Annotated in this window: 12 protein-coding genes and 1 pseudogene; 8 read left to right on the top strand and 5 right to left on the bottom strand. The window is 73.0% G+C overall.

All coding sequences use genetic code 11. The annotated features are described in order from the left end of the window. Nucleotides 1-56: 56 nt before the first annotated feature. The gene (ilvD, locus tag ABZ840_RS03155) at nt 57-1,910 is read left to right on the top strand and encodes a dihydroxy-acid dehydratase (protein ID WP_361552477.1); all 1,854 of its coding nucleotides are present in this window, start codon (nt 57-59) and stop codon (nt 1,908-1,910) included. A 66-nt stretch (nt 1,911-1,976) separates the two neighbouring features. On the opposite strand, the gene ABZ840_RS03150 is transcribed toward ilvD, so the two are convergent. After that, nucleotides 1,977-4,355, bottom strand: coding sequence for a serine/threonine-protein kinase (locus tag ABZ840_RS03150; RefSeq protein ID WP_361552474.1), 2,379 nt, complete (start codon nt 4,353-4,355; stop codon nt 1,977-1,979). A 196-nt stretch (nt 4,356-4,551) separates the two neighbouring features. Between ABZ840_RS03150 and ABZ840_RS03145 the strand changes: the two genes are divergently transcribed. The 4 genes from ABZ840_RS03145 to ABZ840_RS03130 all read left to right on the top strand — a co-directional run bounded on the left by ABZ840_RS03145 (nt 4,552) and on the right by ABZ840_RS03130 (nt 7,665). Next, nucleotides 4,552-4,863, top strand: a complete 312-nt coding sequence (locus tag ABZ840_RS03145) for an SH3 domain-containing protein (protein WP_361552471.1) — start codon at nt 4,552-4,554, stop codon at nt 4,861-4,863. 61 nt (nt 4,864-4,924) lie between these two features. After that, nucleotides 4,925-5,485, top strand: a complete 561-nt coding sequence (locus tag ABZ840_RS03140) for a hypothetical protein (RefSeq protein WP_361552468.1) — start codon at nt 4,925-4,927, stop codon at nt 5,483-5,485. 91 nt (nt 5,486-5,576) lie between these two features. Further along, on the top strand, nt 5,577-6,476 hold the full coding sequence (gene sigJ / locus ABZ840_RS03135) for an RNA polymerase sigma factor SigJ (protein ID WP_361552465.1): 900 nt from the start codon (nt 5,577-5,579) through the stop codon (nt 6,474-6,476). Nucleotides 6,477-6,567: 91 nt separating this feature from the next. After that, entirely contained in the window at nt 6,568-7,665 is a 1,098-nt protein-coding gene (locus ABZ840_RS03130; RefSeq protein WP_361552462.1) for an FAD-dependent oxidoreductase, read from the top strand. A gap of 17 nt (nt 7,666-7,682) precedes the next feature. On the opposite strand, the gene ABZ840_RS03125 is transcribed toward ABZ840_RS03130, so the two are convergent. From ABZ840_RS03125 to ABZ840_RS03115, 3 genes are all read right to left on the bottom strand, one after another. Beyond that, nucleotides 7,683-9,104 (bottom strand): M1 family metallopeptidase, encoded by a 1,422-nt coding sequence (locus tag ABZ840_RS03125; protein ID WP_361552459.1) that lies wholly within the window; start codon nt 9,102-9,104, stop codon nt 7,683-7,685. A 145-nt stretch (nt 9,105-9,249) separates the two neighbouring features. Continuing rightward, entirely contained in the window at nt 9,250-10,920 is a 1,671-nt protein-coding gene (locus ABZ840_RS03120; RefSeq protein WP_361552456.1) for a SulP family inorganic anion transporter, read from the bottom strand. A gap of 268 nt (nt 10,921-11,188) precedes the next feature. After that, nucleotides 11,189-11,596, bottom strand: coding sequence for a hypothetical protein (locus ABZ840_RS03115; protein WP_361552453.1), 408 nt, complete (start codon nt 11,594-11,596; stop codon nt 11,189-11,191). Nucleotides 11,597-11,913: 317 nt separating this feature from the next. On the opposite strand from ABZ840_RS03115, the pseudogene ABZ840_RS03110 reads away from it, so the two are divergent. From ABZ840_RS03110 to proC, 3 genes and pseudogenes are all read left to right on the top strand, one after another. Continuing rightward, a pseudogene (locus tag ABZ840_RS03110) lies at nt 11,914-12,624 on the top strand (ABC transporter ATP-binding protein); the annotation flags it as partial. 249 nt (nt 12,625-12,873) lie between these two features. After that, nucleotides 12,874-13,611 (top strand): ABC transporter permease, encoded by a 738-nt coding sequence (locus ABZ840_RS03105; RefSeq protein WP_361553871.1) that lies wholly within the window; start codon nt 12,874-12,876, stop codon nt 13,609-13,611. A 147-nt stretch (nt 13,612-13,758) separates the two neighbouring features. Next, nucleotides 13,759-14,568, top strand: a complete 810-nt coding sequence (gene proC, locus ABZ840_RS03100) for a pyrroline-5-carboxylate reductase (RefSeq protein WP_361552450.1) — start codon at nt 13,759-13,761, stop codon at nt 14,566-14,568. Between the two features lie 45 nt (nt 14,569-14,613). On the opposite strand, the gene trpS is transcribed toward proC, so the two are convergent. Continuing rightward, the gene (gene trpS / locus ABZ840_RS03095; protein ID WP_361552447.1) at nt 14,614-15,606 is read right to left on the bottom strand and encodes a tryptophan--tRNA ligase; all 993 of its coding nucleotides are present in this window, start codon (nt 15,604-15,606) and stop codon (nt 14,614-14,616) included. Nucleotides 15,607-16,018 lie beyond the last annotated feature (412 nt).

Here is a 16,018-nt window from a genome sequence, read left to right as displayed (position 1 = left end):
CCCCGCGAGGCGCCTGCGTGGCGGCGAGTCCACCGAATCCCAAGGGAGTGACCATCGTGCCTGAGCTGAGGTCCCGCACCGTTACCCACGGCCGCAACATGGCGGGCGCCCGTGCCCTTATGCAGGCCTCGGGCGTAGCGGGCGCGGACATCGGCCGGAAGCCGATCATCGCGGTGGCCAACAGCTTCACCGAGTTCGTGCCGGGCCACACCCACCTCGCGCCGATCGGCCGGATCGTCTCCGAGGCGATCCAGGAGGCGGGTGGCATCGCCCGGGAGTTCAACACCATCGCCGTGGACGACGGCATCGCGATGGGCCACGGCGGCATGCTCTACTCGCTGCCCTCCCGCGACCTGATCGCCGACTCCGTGGAGTACATGGTCGAGGCGCACTGCGCCGACGCCCTGATCTGCATCTCCAACTGCGACAAGATCACCCCGGGCATGCTGATGGCCGCGATGCGGCTGAACATCCCGACGGTCTTCGTCTCCGGCGGCCCGATGGAGGCCGGCCGGGCCACGCTGGTCAACGGCACGGTCCGCAAGCTGGACCTGATCGACGCGATCTCCGACGCGGTCAACGAGAACGTCTCCGACGAGGACATCCTCCGGATCGAGAACAACGCCTGCCCGACCTGCGGCTCCTGCTCCGGCATGTTCACCGCCAACTCGATGAACTGCCTGACCGAGGCCATGGGCCTGGCCCTGCCGGGCAACGGCTCCGTGCTCGCCACGCACACCGCGCGCAAGGCGCTGTACGAGCGCGCCGGGCGGACGGTCGTGGACATCACCAAGCGCTACTACGAGCAGGACGACGAGACCGTCCTGCCCCGTAACGTCGGCTCCCGCGCGGCCTTCGAGAACGCCATGGCGCTGGACATCGCCATGGGCGGCTCGACCAACACGATCCTGCACCTGCTGGCCGCGGCCCAGGAGGCCGGCCAGGACTTCGGCCTGGACGACATCAACGAGGTCTCCCGCCGCGTCCCCTGCCTCTCCAAGGTCGCGCCGAACGTCGCGCCGCAGGGCACGTACTACATGGAGGACGTGCACCGCGCGGGCGGCATCCCGGCCATCCTGGGCGAGCTGTTCCGCGGCGGGCTGCTGAACGAGGACGTGTCCTCCGTGCACGCCGACTCGCTGGCCGACTGGCTCAAGGAGTGGGACATCCGCGGCGGCTCGCCCTCCCCGGAGGCCGTCGAGCTGTTCCACGCGGCGCCCGGCTGCAAGCGCTCGGCGACGGCGTTCTCCCAGTCCGAGCGCTGGGACTCGCTGGACACCGACGCCGCGAACGGCTGCATCCGCTCCGTGGCGGAGGCCTACTCCAAGGACGGCGGCCTGGCGGTGCTGCGCGGCAACATCGCCGAGGACGGCTGCGTCGTGAAGACCGCGGGCGTCGACGAGTCGATCCTGGTCTTCGAGGGCCCCGCAGTGGTCTGCGAGTCCCAGGAGGAGGCCGTCGAGCGCATCCTGAACAAGGAGGTCAAGGACGGCGACGTGGTCGTCATCCGGTACGAGGGCCCCAAGGGCGGCCCGGGCATGCAGGAGATGCTGTACCCGACCTCCTTCCTCAAGGGCCGCGGCCTGGGCAAGGCCTGCGCGCTGGTCACCGACGGCCGCTTCTCCGGCGGCACGTCCGGCCTGTCCATCGGCCACGCCTCCCCGGAGGCGGCGGCCGGCGGCACCATCGCGCTGGTCGAGGACGGCGACCTGATCAAGATCAACATCCCGGAGCGCTCGATCGAGCTGGCCGTGGACGAGGTCACGCTGGCCGCCCGCCGCGAGGCCCTGAACGGCGTCTACGCGCCGAAGAACCGTGAGCGCAAGGTCTCGCAGGCCCTGCGCGCCTACGCCGCGATGGCCACCAGCGCCGACCGCGGCGCGGTCCGGGACGTCAGCAAGCTCGGCTGACCCCACGACCCACGCGCCCCCGGCATACGGACCTCCGTACGCCGGGGGCGTCCGCGTACGTACCGGCTACCAGCGGCCGGGCTGTGCCGTGTCCACGCCGAAGACCGTGCCGTCCGGGGCCGAGGCGAAGATCCGGCGCGCGGCCGGGTCCAGCACCGGCGACGGCACCGTCTCCAGGAAGCCGCCGCGCCCCGTGGCCAGCCGCGGCCTGGTCTGCCCGAGCATCGCGCCGCGCCGGGTGTCCACCGCCAGCAGCCGCCCGTCGGGCGCGCTGAAGTACAGCCGGTCACCGGCCACCACCGGCTGCGAACCGCGGCTGACGGAGGTCTCCACCGACCAGGTACGCGCGCCCACCGCCTGCAGCGTGCCCCCGTAGGCCAGCAGATAGACCGTCCCGCCGCGCACCACGGCGAGCGCGTCGTCCAGCGGCGCCTGCAGCCGGTACCGGCGCACCGCGCCGCGCTCCGGGTCGTACCGCACCACCGCCTCCGTACGGGAATCCGGCGCGGCCGCGGTCAGGAAGAGCGCGCCGCCGCTGCCCGGCCCTGCCGGGGTGAGCGCCCCGGGCAGCGCCTTCTCCCACCGGACGGCCCCCTTGGCGAGGCCGATCGCCGTGACGAGGGTGCGCCCGCCGTCCTGCACGGTGGCCGTGTACGCGGTGGACCCGCCCCCGTAAGTACGGAAACGGGGCAGCGCGTGCCCCGGGAACGCGCGGCTCCACCGCTCCTCGTGCGTCCGGCTGTCCAGCGCGGTGACGGTGCCGTCGGCGGCCGTGAGCAGCACGGCGTCGCCCACGACGGCGACCTGCCCGCGGTACGCGGAGACGTCCTTGGTCCAGCGGCGGGCGCCGTTGCCGTCCGCCGCGGGGTCGAAGGCGTCCAGCCGCTTGCCGTCGGCGGACAGGGCGTACAGCAGCCCGCCGGAGAACACCGGCGCGGCCGGCGGCAGGTCGGTGTCGGTGGCGGGCCCCGCGGGCAGCCGCCACGTCACGGCGCCGTGCTCCGGCTCCAGGCGCGCGGCCCGCACGTCCCGCTGGGCACAGAAGAGCGCCGGTACGGCCTTCGCGGCGGAGGGCGCGGTGCGCGGCGCGAAGGAGCAGAAGGGCATCTCGGCGGCGTGGCCGGGCGGCCGTTCGAGCAGCGCGGTGCGCCACGGGTGGAACGGTTCGGCCGTGCCCGTCGCGCCGGCCTTCACCTCCGGGGCGTCCGCCGGGAGCAGCGCCCGTACGCCGAGGAAGCCGCCCCCGCCGACGACGACAGCGGCGACCGCCGCCCAGACCGCCCAGCGGCGTGGCCGGCGCGGCGCGGGGGAGCCGGTGGCCGGGGAGGCGTCCGCCGGGGGCGGCGTCACCGGCGGCCTGGCCCGTACGTGGGTGGGGACGGCCTCTGAGGGGGCGCGCTGGGCCGGTATGCGCAGCGCCCCGTCCGGGACGGCGGCGCGCGCCTCGGGAACGGCCGCCTCGGGCACGGCCGCCGCGGCCACCGGCTCGGGCGCGTCGAGGGTCGAGTCGGGCTCCAGGAGCGATTCCGGGCCGTAGAGGGAGCCCGGGCCGGAGAAGGGGCCGGTGGCGAGCGCGGCGGCGGGCGGCTCGTGCAGCGGATCGAGGTTCAGTTCCGTCGGCAGGTCGACGCGGAGCCGGGCCATCAGCTGGCTCGGCGTCGGGCGGTCCGCCGGATCCTTCGCCAGGCAGCTGCGCAGCAGCGGCGCCAGCTCCTCCGGCACGCCCGCGAGGTCCGCCTCGTCGTGGACCACCTGGTACGCGACGAGGTACGGGCTCTCCGAGTCGAACGGGCCGCTCCCGGTCGCGGCGTGCACCAGTACCGAACCCAGCGCGAACACATCCGCCGCCGGTCCCACTTCGCGCGGCCGCTGGAACTGTTCGGGCGCCATGAAAGGCGGCGTCCCGATCAATTTGCCGGTTTCCGTCCGCATTTCACTGTCGGACGGTCGGGAAATGCCGAAATCGATGACTTTCGGGCCGTCCGGCGCCAGCAGGACATTGCTCGGCTTCAGATCGCGGTGCACCACGCCCGCACGGTGGATGTCGCGGAGCGCCTCCGCCAGTCCGGCACCCAGTTTCCGTACCTCGTCCAGGGCCAGCGGGCCGTTCCGCTTCACATGAGAGGAAAGGGTGGGACCGGGAATGTAGAGCGTCGCCATCCACGGGCGTTCGCTGTCGGGATCGGCGTCCACGACCGGCGCCGTGAACGCGCCGCTGACCCGCCGCGCCGCCGCCACCTCCTGGCGGAACCGGCCGCGGAACTCCGGGTCCTGCGCGAATTCCCCGTGCACCACCTTCACGGCGAGCCGCAGTCCGGACGCCGAACGCGCCAGGTGCACCACGCCCATACCGCCCGAACCGAGCAGCTTTTCCAGCCGGTAGTTCCCCGCGTATTCCGGATGCTCCGCTTCCGGTCCGACGCCGGAACTCCGCAGCGGCGGCATCTCCCCACCCCCGTGTATTCGGCCGCACAAACGGCCGCAGATGCGACGCTCGGAGCCTAGTGGATGACGGCTGCGGCCCGGACACCGCTTGCTAGCCTGCTCTCGTTCGAGTCGTCGAGCGGTTCGGCGCGGGTGACCAAAAATCGGCCCCGCAGCCGGGCGGACATTTACACGACATTCCACGGGGGAGTGCGAGATGAGCACGCAGGAGAACACCGTCGACAGCGCGGCCGAAGCGGCCGGCACCGTATCGGCCTACCGCAGTTACCCGGTCGCCCCGGGCTACCGCCTCAACGTCCGCAGCGGCCCGAGCACCGGCGCCGCGGTCGTCCGCACCCTGCCGGCCGGCTCCTCGGTCCCGATCCGCTGCCAGCGCCACGGCCAGCGGGTCATCGGTCCGTACGGCACCAGCGACATCTGGGACTGCATCGGCAGCGGCCAGTACGTCTCCGACGCGTACGTGTACACCGGGAGCAGCGGTCTGGTCGCCCCGGTCTGCGGGAGCTGACCGGCGGGCGCCGCGCCGGGCCGGCCGGGAGAGGCGACGGCGGGCGGGGATAATCGACGGCATGAGCGAGGAGCACAAGCGCCCGGCCGACGATCCGGCCGGGCCCGAGCCGGTCGCCATCCGGTTCTTCGGGACGACCTGGGTCCACCACGACGGCGGCTACGCGCTGCGCCGCGCGGGCGTGGCCCTCGGCGCGCTCGTGCTGGCCGTGCTCGGCGCGTTCGTGCTGCGGTTCGCCTTCGAGGGCCTGGCGGTCGCCGAGGTCGGCTCGCTGGTGAACGTCCTGATCGTGGTCTGCTTCGCGGTGTGCAGCGTGCTCGCCTTCCGCCGTACGTGGGAGGGGTTCGTCCGGCACCGCGAGCCGGCCGCCGACCGCGCCGCCGAGAAGGCCGAGAAGTCCGCGCAGAGCCTGATGATGATCGGTTTCATCGGCTCGCTGCTGGCCTACTTCTGCCGCGCGCTGATCGAGGCGCCCGGCGAGAAGCTGCACCGCGCGGAGTACGAGGCGGCCCGCGAGCGCCACGCCCGCCGGCGCACCGCCCGCACGGGCAACCCGGCCGCCCGCAAGACGGGCGCGAAGAGCGGCGCCAAGTCCGGCGGCAAGGGCAAGAAGCGCCGCTGACCTCCCGGGTGTCACACCTCCCGGCGCCGTTTCGTCCGCAGTACGGGGCCGCCGCGCGCGCCCCGTACGGAGCCGGCACCAGGAGGAGCAGATGGACACCGACCCGCTCGCCGAGTTCGAGACGCACCGGCCCCGGCTGTGGGCCGTCGCGTACCGGATCATGGGCACGGTCAGCGATGCCGACGACGCGGTCCAGGAGGCCTGGCTGCGCTGGCAGTCCCGCCCCGCCGGGGAGGTGGCCAACCCCCGCGCGTACCTGACCACGACCGTCAGCCGTATCTGTTACGACCAGCTGGGCTCGGCCCGCGCCCGCCGCGAGACCTACGTCGGCCCCTGGCTCCCGGAGCCGGTGGTCACCGACGGCGCGGCCCCGGAGCCGCCGGGGCTGCCCGAGGACCGGATCACCCTGGACGAGTCGGTGGGCCTCGCCCTGCTCACCGTCCTGGAACGGCTGACCCCGGCCGAACGCACCGCCTTCGTCCTGCACGACGTCTTCGCCGTGCCCTTCCCGGAGATCGCCGAGGTCGTCGGCCGCACCCCGGAATCCGTCCGGCAGCTGGCCGCGCGTGCCCGCCGCCGGGTACGGGCCGAAGCGCCGCGCCGCACCGTCGACCGCGCCGAACACCGCCGCACCGTGGAGGCGTTCCTCGCCGCCGTGATGGGCGGCGGTCTGGAGACGCTGCTGACCGTGCTGGACCCCGAGGTGGTGTGGCGCTCGGACGGCGGCGGCAAGCTGCCCGCCGCACGCAAGCCGGTGCTCGGCCGCGAGAAGGTCGCCCGCTTCGCACAGGGCCTGGTCCGCGGCTTCGACCGGCGGACCATGCGGGTCTCGCTGCGCGAGGTCAACGGCGCCACCGGCCTGGTCTTCGTCGACCCGGCGCACGGGCGGGCCGCCGTCTTCGGCTTCACCGTCCACGCGGGACGGATCACCGAGGTGGCCGCGGTGGTCAACCCGGAGAAGCTCGCGCACCTGGACTTCGACGCGCTGTGACGCACGCCCCTCCCGGGCCCGTCACACTTCGCTCGCCCGTCCCGTCCCCCTTGTGCCACCGGAACACCGGCCGGAACACCAGGAGGACACCATGCAGAAGCAGCGACCGCTGACCGCACCGCAGGTCGTGGTGCTCGGCGGGGGATACGCCGGCACCCTCGCCGCGCTCCGCCTCGCCCCGCACGCCCGGGTCACCCTCGTCGACCCGGCCGACCGCTTCACCGAACGCGTCCGTCAGCACGAGCTCGCCGCCGGCCGCGCCGACATCACCCACTCCCGTACCGCCCTGCTGCGCGGCACCGGCGTCCGCGCGGTCACCGCCCGCGCCACCGCGCTCGACCCCGAGGCCCGTACGGTCGCCACGGACGACGGCCGCACCCTCGGCTACGACCGCCTGGTGTACGCGCTCGGCAGCGGCACGGGCGCCGCGCCCGATCCCCGGGCCTTCACTCCGGAGACCGCCGCCGAGCTGCACAAACGGCTCCAGGACGGGCCCGGCACGCTGGCCGTCGCCGGCGGCGGCCTCACCGGCATCGAGCTGGCCGCCGAGCTGGCCGAGGCCCGCCCCGACTGGCGGGTCCGGCTGCTGACCGCCGGCGTGCTCGGCGCCGGACTGTCCGCACGCGGCCGGGACCACGTACGGACGGTGCTCGGCCGACTCGGCGTACGGACCGAGGAGGGCCACCGGGTGACCGACGGCACCGACGCCGACGTGCTGGTGTGGGCCGGCGCGATGGTGCCCGCCACCGGTCTGGCGCGCGAGGCGGGGCTCGCGGTCGAGGAGTCGGGCCGGATCGCCGTGGACGCGGCGCTGCGCTCCCGCAGCCACCCGGACATCTACGTCGCGGGCGACGCGGCCGCCGCCCACGCCCCGGCCGCCGGCGCGCTCCGCATGGCCTGCGCCACCGCCCTGCCGACCGGCTCGCACGCGGCCACCGCACTCCTCGCCGAGACCCGCGGCACCGAACCGCCGCCGTTCGGCTACCGCTTCTTCGTCCAGTGCGTCAGCCTCGGCCGGCGCGACGGGCTGATCCAGGCGGTACGCGCCGACGACACCCCGTACGAGCGGATCCTCACCGGCCGCGCCGCCGCCCGCACCAAGGAGACCGTCGTGCGCAGCGCGTACGGCGTCCTCCGGCTGGCCCGCCGCCGGCCGGGCGCGGCGCGGCTGCTGCCCTGGGTCGGCTGAGCGCGGGCGGGCCGGGCTCAGTACGTCCGGTCCGGCTTCCCCGCCCCGTACAGCCAGGTGTCGAACAGGCCCGTCAGGTCCTTGTGCGCGCGCTTCTCGCAGAACGCGATGAAGTCCTTCGTCCCGGCCGTGCGGTGCCGGTACTCGGCGGGCCACTCCTTCAGGATGCGGAAGAACGTCCGGTCGCCCACCGCGTTCCGCAGCTGCTGGAGGACCATCGCGCCGCGCTCGTACACCGGCGTCTCCATCACGTTCTCCGCCTTGCCCGGGCGGCCGGGCGGGAACTCCCACAGCGGGGAGTCGGCCGGCTGCCGGTAATGCCGGTCGAACTCCTGCTGCGGTGACGTGCCCCCGTGCCGCTCCGCCCACAGCCACTCCGTGTACGTCGCGAAGCCCTCGTTGAGCCAGATGTCCTGCCAGGTCTCCGGCGTCACCGAGTCGCCGAACCACTGGTGCGCCATCTCGTGCACCACGGTCAGCTCGTCGGGGGCACCGGAGTAGATCGGCTTGGTCTGCGTCTCCAGGGCGTAGTCCACGCTCTTGGGCGGGTGGTCGACGATGGCCCCGGCGGAGGAGAAGGGATAGCGGCCGAAGACCTTCGACTCCCAGGACACGATCTCCGCCAGACGGCCCAGCGGCGCGGCGCTCTTCCGCGCCTCCTTGGGGTCGACGGCCACGTACAGCGGCAGGCCCTCCTCCGTCCGGCCGGTCCGCACCCGGAACTTCCCGACGGTGGCGGTGGCGAGGTAGGACGCCATCGGCTCGGCGCTGTGCCAGCGGAACGTCGTCCGCGCGCCCGACGTCCGCTTTTGGCTCCGCAGCTCGCCGTTGGCGACGGCGGTGTACCCCTCGGGAACGGTGACGGTGATGTCGTACGACGCCTTGTCGCTCGGGTGGTGGTTGCCGGGGAACCAGGTCTGCGACCCGGCCGGCTCGCCGACGACGAACGCCCCGTCCGCCGTGCGCACCCACCCCTCCGTCGACCCGTCGGGATCGGCGAAGTCCGAGGGGCGGCCCTCGTACGCGATGGTGGTGCGGAAGGTGTGCCCCTTCGCGAGCGGGTCGGCGGGGCGTACCCGCAGCTTGTCGCCCCGCCGGGAGAAGTCGGCGCGCTCACCGTCGACCTGAACGCGCGTCACCTTCAGGCCGTGCAGGTCGAGGGAGAAGGACGCCAGGCGCTGCCGGGCCCGGGAGGTGAGGCGGGCGGTGGCGTCGAGCGTGCCGTGCCGCACGTCGTAGTCCAGGCCCAGGGCGTAGTGGCGTACGTCGTAGCCGCCGTTGCCGAGGGCGGGGAAGAGCGGATCGTCGAGGGTGTCCCGGCCGTCCACGGCCGCGGTACCGGCGGTGCCGGCCGTGACCTCGGAGGTGCAGGAGGACAGCAGGAGTGCCACGGACAGAGCGGCGGTCGCGCCGCAGGCGCGCAGGGGCCGGCGTTTCACGGGAGAGTCCTGGGGTGTGGGGGACGGGAGAGATCGCGCTGACCTTATGGGGTCGTACGGATTCCTGTATCCCCCCGGTGACGGGAACCTGTTCCGCCACCAGGGGGATCTCCCAGGACGAGCGCCCTGCTTCAGGGGTGGCGGGTCAGGAGACCGCGCCGCGCACCGGCATGTGATCGATGCTCACACCGGCCGGCTCGGCGAGCTGACGGCGGCGCTGTTCGGCCCACGAGAGGAGGGCCGCCTCGCAGGCGTGGTCGAGGTGGCGCAGGCCCGAGAGGTCCAGCTGGATCTCCCGGTCGGCGGGCAGCTCCTCCAGCTGGTCGAGGAGGCGCGGCAGCCGCAGGAAGGTGGCGTTGCCGACGGCGCGTACGCGGACCGGCCCGGCGGCCGTGGCGGTGGTGGGCTCGGCGTCCTCGATCGTGGAGGTCGCCACGGACCCGCCACCGGGCACCGACTTGGCCACCACGAGGCTCTGCTGCTCGCGGGCGCCGCCGTCGATGCCGTCGCCGGACACCTCCAGGTGCACGTGCGAGGTCTCCCACGCCGTCTTCGCGACCGCCATGAGCAGACCGATCAGCACGCCTTCGAACATGTTGGTGACCACGATGGCGATCGCGGTCGACGCGAGCACGATGGCCTCGCCGCGGTGCTCACGCCACAGCGGCACGATCTCCTTCAGCGGCATCAGTTTCCAGCCCGCGTGCACCAGGACACCGGCCAGCGTGGCCACCGGGATGACGCCCAGCGCGGACGGGAAGGCGACGGCGAACAGCAGCAGCCACACGCCGTGCAGCACGCGCGAGGCCTTGGTCTTGGCGCCGGCCGAGACATTGGCGGAGCTGCGCACGATCACCGCGGTCATGGGGAGCGCGCCGAGCACACCGCACACGGTGTTGCCCGCGCCCTGGGCCATCAGTTCCTTGTCGTAGTCCGTCTTCGGACCGTCGTGCAGCCGGTCCACGGCCGCCGCGCTGAACAGCGACTCGGCGGACGCGATGAGGGTGAAGGCGAGGACCGTACCGATGACGCCGAACTCCGCGACGCGCGAGAAGTCGTCGGCGCCCGGCGGCTGGATGGCGCCCAGCAGGCCCTGCACCTCGACGCGGGCGACGGGCAGGTCGAAGGCGAAGACGGCGAGCGTGGCGAGGGCCACCGCGGCGAGCGGCGCGGGCAGGACCTTCGCGGCCTTCTTCCAGCGCGGCCACAGGACGAGTACGGCTATCGTGCCGGCGCCGATCGCGACCGCGGCCAGTGCGGAGTTCGAGCCCACGGTGTCGATGAACAGGTCGGGCAGTCCGCCCAGGTTGGCGAGGCCGCTGCCGGGCGCCTTCGCGTCGGCGAGGGCGTACAGCTGGCCCGCGATCAGTACGAGGCCGATGCCGGCCAGCATGCCCTGGACGACCGCCACTGAGATGGCGCGGAACCACCGGCCGAGCTTCAGCGCGCCCATCAGCAGCTGGAGCAGGCCGGCGACGAGGACGAGGATGCCGAGCGCGCCGACGCCGTACTGCTTCACCGCTTCGAAGACCAGCACGGTCAGACCGGCGGCCGGGCCGCTGACCTGGAGGCTGGAGCCGGGCAGGAGGCCGGTGAGCAGACCGCCCACGATGCCGGTGACCAGGCCGAGTTCGGCGGGCACGCCGGAGGCCACGGCGACGCCGACGCAGAGCGGCACGGCGACGAGGAAGACCACCAGCGAGGCGGTGAAGTCGGCGCGGAGGGTGCCGCGTCGGGGGGCGGGGGAGCCCGGCGGTGCGTCGGTGCCCGGGGGGCCGAGACGGGAGTTGAAGATCCGTTCGACGAAATTGCGCATGAGGATGCCTCCAGCTGGTACCCGCCGGCAGTGCGTGCTGCGGCAGGAGCTGTTGCGGATGGATTGCTGGATCCGTACGGAGCGGACGTGGGCACGCCGGGCCGGCCGGAAGTGCCGGGCCGCGCGGCCGGTCGCCGTCAGCCGTCTGTAGGGCGGTGTTTCTGGCGGTCGGTTCCGGTCAGCGGTCGCTTCCGGTCAGATGTGATTGGCGTGGTCACGCCCGTGTGGTGCGGTGCGCGGGCAAGGGGGAAGCCCGTGTTGACATCCCTCAGCAGCGAAAAACACAGAGAGTGAGGGGAATTTGACCGATTCTCTGCAGTGATTTGGCGTGCGAACGCGCCAACGGGACGGCCGGTTCGTGATCGTCGACCGGCGCGGTGCGGCAGCACACGCAGTAGGCACGCGGATCGGGCGGCGTGGGCGGTCCGGCAGAGGTGCGGACGGCCCGTCGCAGGTGACAGGTCTCGGGCCCGATCTCGCCCTTGCCGCTGCCCTCGGCAGCGGCCTTGACGGTCTCGGCGGCCGGCGCGGAGCCGCTGCTCTTGGGTGCGGCGGCCTGGGTGCCTGCGCCCTCGGCGGGCTCGGCAAAGGCAAAACCGGCCGTGGACAGCAGAGTCAGCAGTGCGGCAATGAAGATGACCAGGGCAGGGCGTATCGCGGTACCCGGCTTCCCCATCGTCGCCTCCTCCGGCGTCCGTGGACAGTCACTTCCATTGTGTCCAAAGGCAGCCCCTGTACGGCAAGTCCGTGTGTAACCGTCAAGTTAACGCGGAGTTATCAGAGAGGAACGATCTCCTCCGATCGCTCCGGCGGCCGCCGGGAGTACATGCCGAACCCCCACACGCCGGGCGATCCGAACGTCCGGTTCTCACGGGTCAGGACACGACGCACGTGCATGCACGTGCGCCTTCGTTGAACGGTTGCCCTCCCCCGGCAGGTTCCCTCGCCCCCGATCCTTGACGCCTTGATTCCGCCCGGCGCATTATTCAACACATGATGAATTATGGGCCGGACGGCACGCACGGGCCGGACGCGGCGAGCGGGTCCGAGGAGGGCCGGGCGGTGGGGAGCGCACTACGTGCGGCGAGCGCTCCGGGCGGACCGGATGCGTCCGATGTACCCGGCAACGACCCCGCTCCTGCCGTACGCGCCCGGGGCCTCTCCGTGGTACGCGGCGGCCGCACCGTCCTGGACGCCCTCGACTTCGACGTCGAGCGCGGCCGCGTCACCGGCCTCCTCGGCCCCTCCGGCTGCGGCAAGACCACGCTCATGCGCGCCATCGCCGGCACCCAGGCCCACGTCGACGGCGCGCTCGACGTCCTCGGCCGGCCCGCCGGCGACGCGTCCCTCCGTCCCCGGATCGGTTACGTCACCCAGGCGCCGTCCGTGTACGACGACCTCACCGTCCGCCAGAACCTCGCGTACTTCGCCGAGGTCCTGCTCCCGGGCCGGGCCGCCCACGCCGCCCGCCGGGAGGCCGTCGACCGGGCCCTCACCGACGTCGCCCTGGCCCCGCACGCCGACGTCCTCGCCGGAAACCTCTCCGGCGGTCAGCGCAGCCGCGTCTCCCTCGCGGTCGCCCTGCTCGGCGACCCCGAACTCCTGGTCCTGGACGAGCCGACCGTCGGCCTCGACCCCGTGCTCCGCCGCGACCTGTGGCACCTCTTCCACACCCTCGCCGCCGACCGCGGCGTGACGCTGCTCGTCTCGTCCCACGTCATGGACGAGGCCGAACGCTGCGACCGCCTCCTCCTGATGCGCGAGGGCCACGTCCTGGCCGACACGACCCCGGCGGCGCTGACGACCGCGACCGGGGCCCCGACGGTGGAGGCAGCATTCCTCGAACTGGTCGAAGATCCCGAAGCCACCACGGCTGCGGGCAGCCGTGAGCGGGAAGCCGGCCGGCCCCTCCCGCACCCCGGCGGCGAGCCGCGCCCCGCACCCCGGGCCTCCCTGGCCCGCACCCTGGCCACCACCACCCGCGTCCTCCGCCAACTCCGCCACGACCCCCGCACCATCGCGCTCCTCCTCGTCGTCCCGAGCGTGATGATCACCCTGCTCCGCTACGTCTTCGACAGCACCACCGGAACCGGCACCTTCGACGCCATCGGCGCCTCCCTCCTCGGCATCTTCCCGATGATCACCATGTTCCTGGTGACCTCCATCGCCACCCTCCGCGAACGCACCTCGGGCACGCTCGAACGCCTCCTCGCCATGCCGCTCGGCAAGGCCGACCTGATCTCGGGCTACGCCCTCGCCTTCGGCACGCTCGCCGTCGTGCAGTCGGCCGTCGCCACCGGCCTGGCCCTGTGGGTGCTGGACCTGGACGTCGCCGGCTCCCCCTGGCTCCTCCTCCTGGTGGCCGTCCTGGACGCCCTCCTCGGTACGGCCCTCGGCCTCTTCGTGTCGGCCTTCGCGGCCTCCGAATTCCAGGCCGTCCAGTTCATGCCCGCGGTCCTGATGCCGCAGCTCCTGCTCTGCGGCCTCTTCGCCCCGCGCGACACCATGCAGCCGGTGCTCTCCGCCCTCTCCGACGTCCTCCCGATGTCCTACGCGGTCGACGCCATGAACGAAGTGCTCCGCCACCCCGACGTCACCACCGGCTTCCTCCGCGACATCGCCGTCGTCGCCGGCTGCGCCCTGCTCGTCCTCTCCCTGGGCGCCGCCACCCTCCGCCGCCGCACGCACTAGCCCCGAAACGGTCCGGCGCAGCCGCACCCGACCCGCAACGGTTCACAACGTGAAACGCCCCGGCGACCGGACACCACCGAATGCGAGGATGACGCGGTACCGAGCGCCCGGCGCGCACCACGAAGTCCCACCGGCGAGGTGAACCGCATGTCCCACAAGGTCGCCGTCCTAGGCACAGGAAAGATCGGCGAGGCCCTGCTCAGCGGCATGATCCGCGGCGGCTGGTCCCCGTCCGACCTGCTGGTCACCGCCCGCCGCCCCGAGCGCGCAGCGCAGCTCCACGAGCGTTACGGCGTCGAGGCCGTCAGCAACGCCGACGCCGCCAAGGCCGCCGACACGCTCATCCTCACCGTCAAGCCGCAGGACATGGGCGCCCTCCTCGACGAGCTCGCCCCGCACGTCCCGGCAGACCGTCTCGTCATCAGCGGCGCCGCCGGCATCCCCACCTCCTTCTTCGAGGAGCGGCTGGCCCCGGAGACCCCGGTCGTACGCGTCATGACGAACACCCCCGCCCTCGTCGACGAGGCCATGTCCGTCATCTCCGCCGGCACCCACGCCACCGACGCACACCTCGCGCACGCCGAGGAGATCTTCGGCGGCGTCGGCAAGACGCTCCGCGTCCCCGAGAACCAGCAGGACGCGGCCACCGCCCTCTCCGGCTCCGGCCCGGCCTACTTCTACTTCCTCGTCGAGGCCATGACCGACGCCGGCATCCTGCTCGGCCTGCCCCGCGACAAGGCGCACGACCTGATCGTCCAGGCCGCCATCGGCGCCGCCGTGATGCTCCGCGACAGCGGCGAGCACCCGGTCAAGCTGCGCGAGAACGTCACCTCGCCGGCCGGCACCACCATCAACGCCATCCGCGAGCTGGAGAACCACGGCGTACGGGCCGCCCTCATCGCCGCCCTCGAAGCAGCGCGGGACCGCAGCCGCGCCCTGGCCAACGGCAACGGCTGAGCCCGCCCGGCGGCTGCCCTGCCAGGCAGCCGCCGAGCCGGGCTCTCACGCCAGCAGCCCCACCGCCCGGTAGGCCGCGTCCACCCGCGGCCGGGCCATCCGCCGGGCCCGCTCGGCCCCGGCGCTCAGCACCTCGTCGACGTACGCCGGATCCGCGGCCAGCTCCGCGTGGCGCTCGCGCACCGGCCGCAGTGTCTCCACCACCGCCTCCGCCGTGTCCTTCTTCAAGGCACCGTAGGAGTCGTACCCGTCGGCCAGCGCCCGCGGGTTCTCGCCCGTACAGGCCGCCAGCACATCGAGCAGGTTCGCGACCCCGGGCCGCTCCGCCCGGTCGTAGACCACCTCGCTGCCCGCGTCCGTCACCGCACGCATGACCTTCTTCCGCACCACGTCCGGCTCGTCCAGCAGATAGACGATCCCCGCCGTACGGACGTGCGACTTGCCCATCTTCCGTGTGGGCTCCTGCAGGTCCATCACCCGCGCGCCCACCGCCGGCAGCGTCGCCCTCGGCACCACGAACGTCTGCCCGTACCGCTGGTTGAACCGGACCGCCAGGTCCCGGGTCAGCTCCACGTGCTGCGCCTGGTCCTCACCCACAGGCACCTCATCCGTCCCGTACGCCAGCACATCGGCCGCCATCAGCGCCGGATAGGTGAGCAAGGACAGCCGGACACTCCCGCCCCGCTCGCGTTCCCGCGCCGCCTTCTCCTTGTACTGGATCATGCGCCGCATCTCGCCGTCCGTGGCCGTGCACTCCATCAGGTACGAGAGCCGCGTGTGCTCGTCCACCCGGCTCTGCACGAACAGCGTGCACCGCTCCGGATCCAGCCCACAGGCCAGCAGCAGCGTCGCCGCCTGCCGACTGAGCCGCCGCACCCGCGCCGGATCGTGGTCGACGGTCAGCGCGTGCAGGTCGACCACGCAGAACAGCGCGTCCGCCCGGTACTGGTCCTCAGCGGCCCACCGCCGCATCGCCCCGAGGTAATTGCCCAGCGTCAGGTGCCCCGTGGGCTGCACACCGCTGAAGATCCGCGTCATTCCGGTCCCCTTGCCTGCTCAGTCGCTCCCTTGCGTGGAGCGAGTGATTACGTGGAGACCGCCGCACCGAGCCGACCGGCCGGTCACAGGAGGGAGATACGCGAACGGCCGCCGGAGGCGGCGGCCGTGATCATGCATGCGCTGTGGTCGGCCGCCGTCAGGCGGGCCACCACTGCTGTACGAGCGCACGCGTATGCATGGCCCCAAGGTACGCCGAGGAGGGCCCCCATGCGCGGGTTTGAACGAACCCGGGGCGTCGTGTAGTGTCCTCCGAGTTGCCACGGAGTCATCGGCTCCCGGCAACCACTCACGCCGCTCATGCGGCAACCCACTACTGCACGACCTTCCCTCGGGAACAATTTCGGCATGCCGAAATTCGAACCGGCCGGCTCGATTATGAACCGGCAGCGGA

It is taken from the genome of Streptomyces sp. NPDC047117 (assembly GCF_040643545.1).
Taxonomy (GTDB): domain Bacteria; phylum Actinomycetota; class Actinomycetes; order Streptomycetales; family Streptomycetaceae; genus Streptomyces.
The sequence above is the reverse complement of the archived record's forward strand: the minus strand, read 5'-3'. Positions and strand labels throughout refer to the sequence as shown.

Coding starts and splice junctions, on each gene's coding strand:
- ABZ840_RS03140 (WP_361552468.1), top strand. CDS start 4,925: ATGAGCGAGGAGCACAAGCGCCCGGCCGACGATCCGGCCGGGCCCGAG.
- ABZ840_RS03145 (WP_361552471.1), top strand. CDS start 4,552: ATGAGCACGCAGGAGAACACCGTCGACAGCGCGGCCGAAGCGGCCGGC.
- ABZ840_RS03120 (WP_361552456.1), bottom strand. CDS start 10,920: ATGCGCAATTTCGTCGAACGGATCTTCAACTCCCGTCTCGGCCCCCCG.
- trpS (WP_361552447.1), bottom strand. CDS start 15,606: ATGACGCGGATCTTCAGCGGTGTGCAGCCCACGGGGCACCTGACGCTG.
- ABZ840_RS03130 (WP_361552462.1), top strand. CDS start 6,568: ATGCAGAAGCAGCGACCGCTGACCGCACCGCAGGTCGTGGTGCTCGGC.
- ABZ840_RS03150 (WP_361552474.1), bottom strand. CDS start 4,355: ATGCCGCCGCTGCGGAGTTCCGGCGTCGGACCGGAAGCGGAGCATCCG.
- ABZ840_RS03115 (WP_361552453.1), bottom strand. CDS start 11,596: ATGGGGAAGCCGGGTACCGCGATACGCCCTGCCCTGGTCATCTTCATT.
- sigJ (WP_361552465.1), top strand. CDS start 5,577: ATGGACACCGACCCGCTCGCCGAGTTCGAGACGCACCGGCCCCGGCTG.
- proC (WP_361552450.1), top strand. CDS start 13,759: ATGTCCCACAAGGTCGCCGTCCTAGGCACAGGAAAGATCGGCGAGGCC.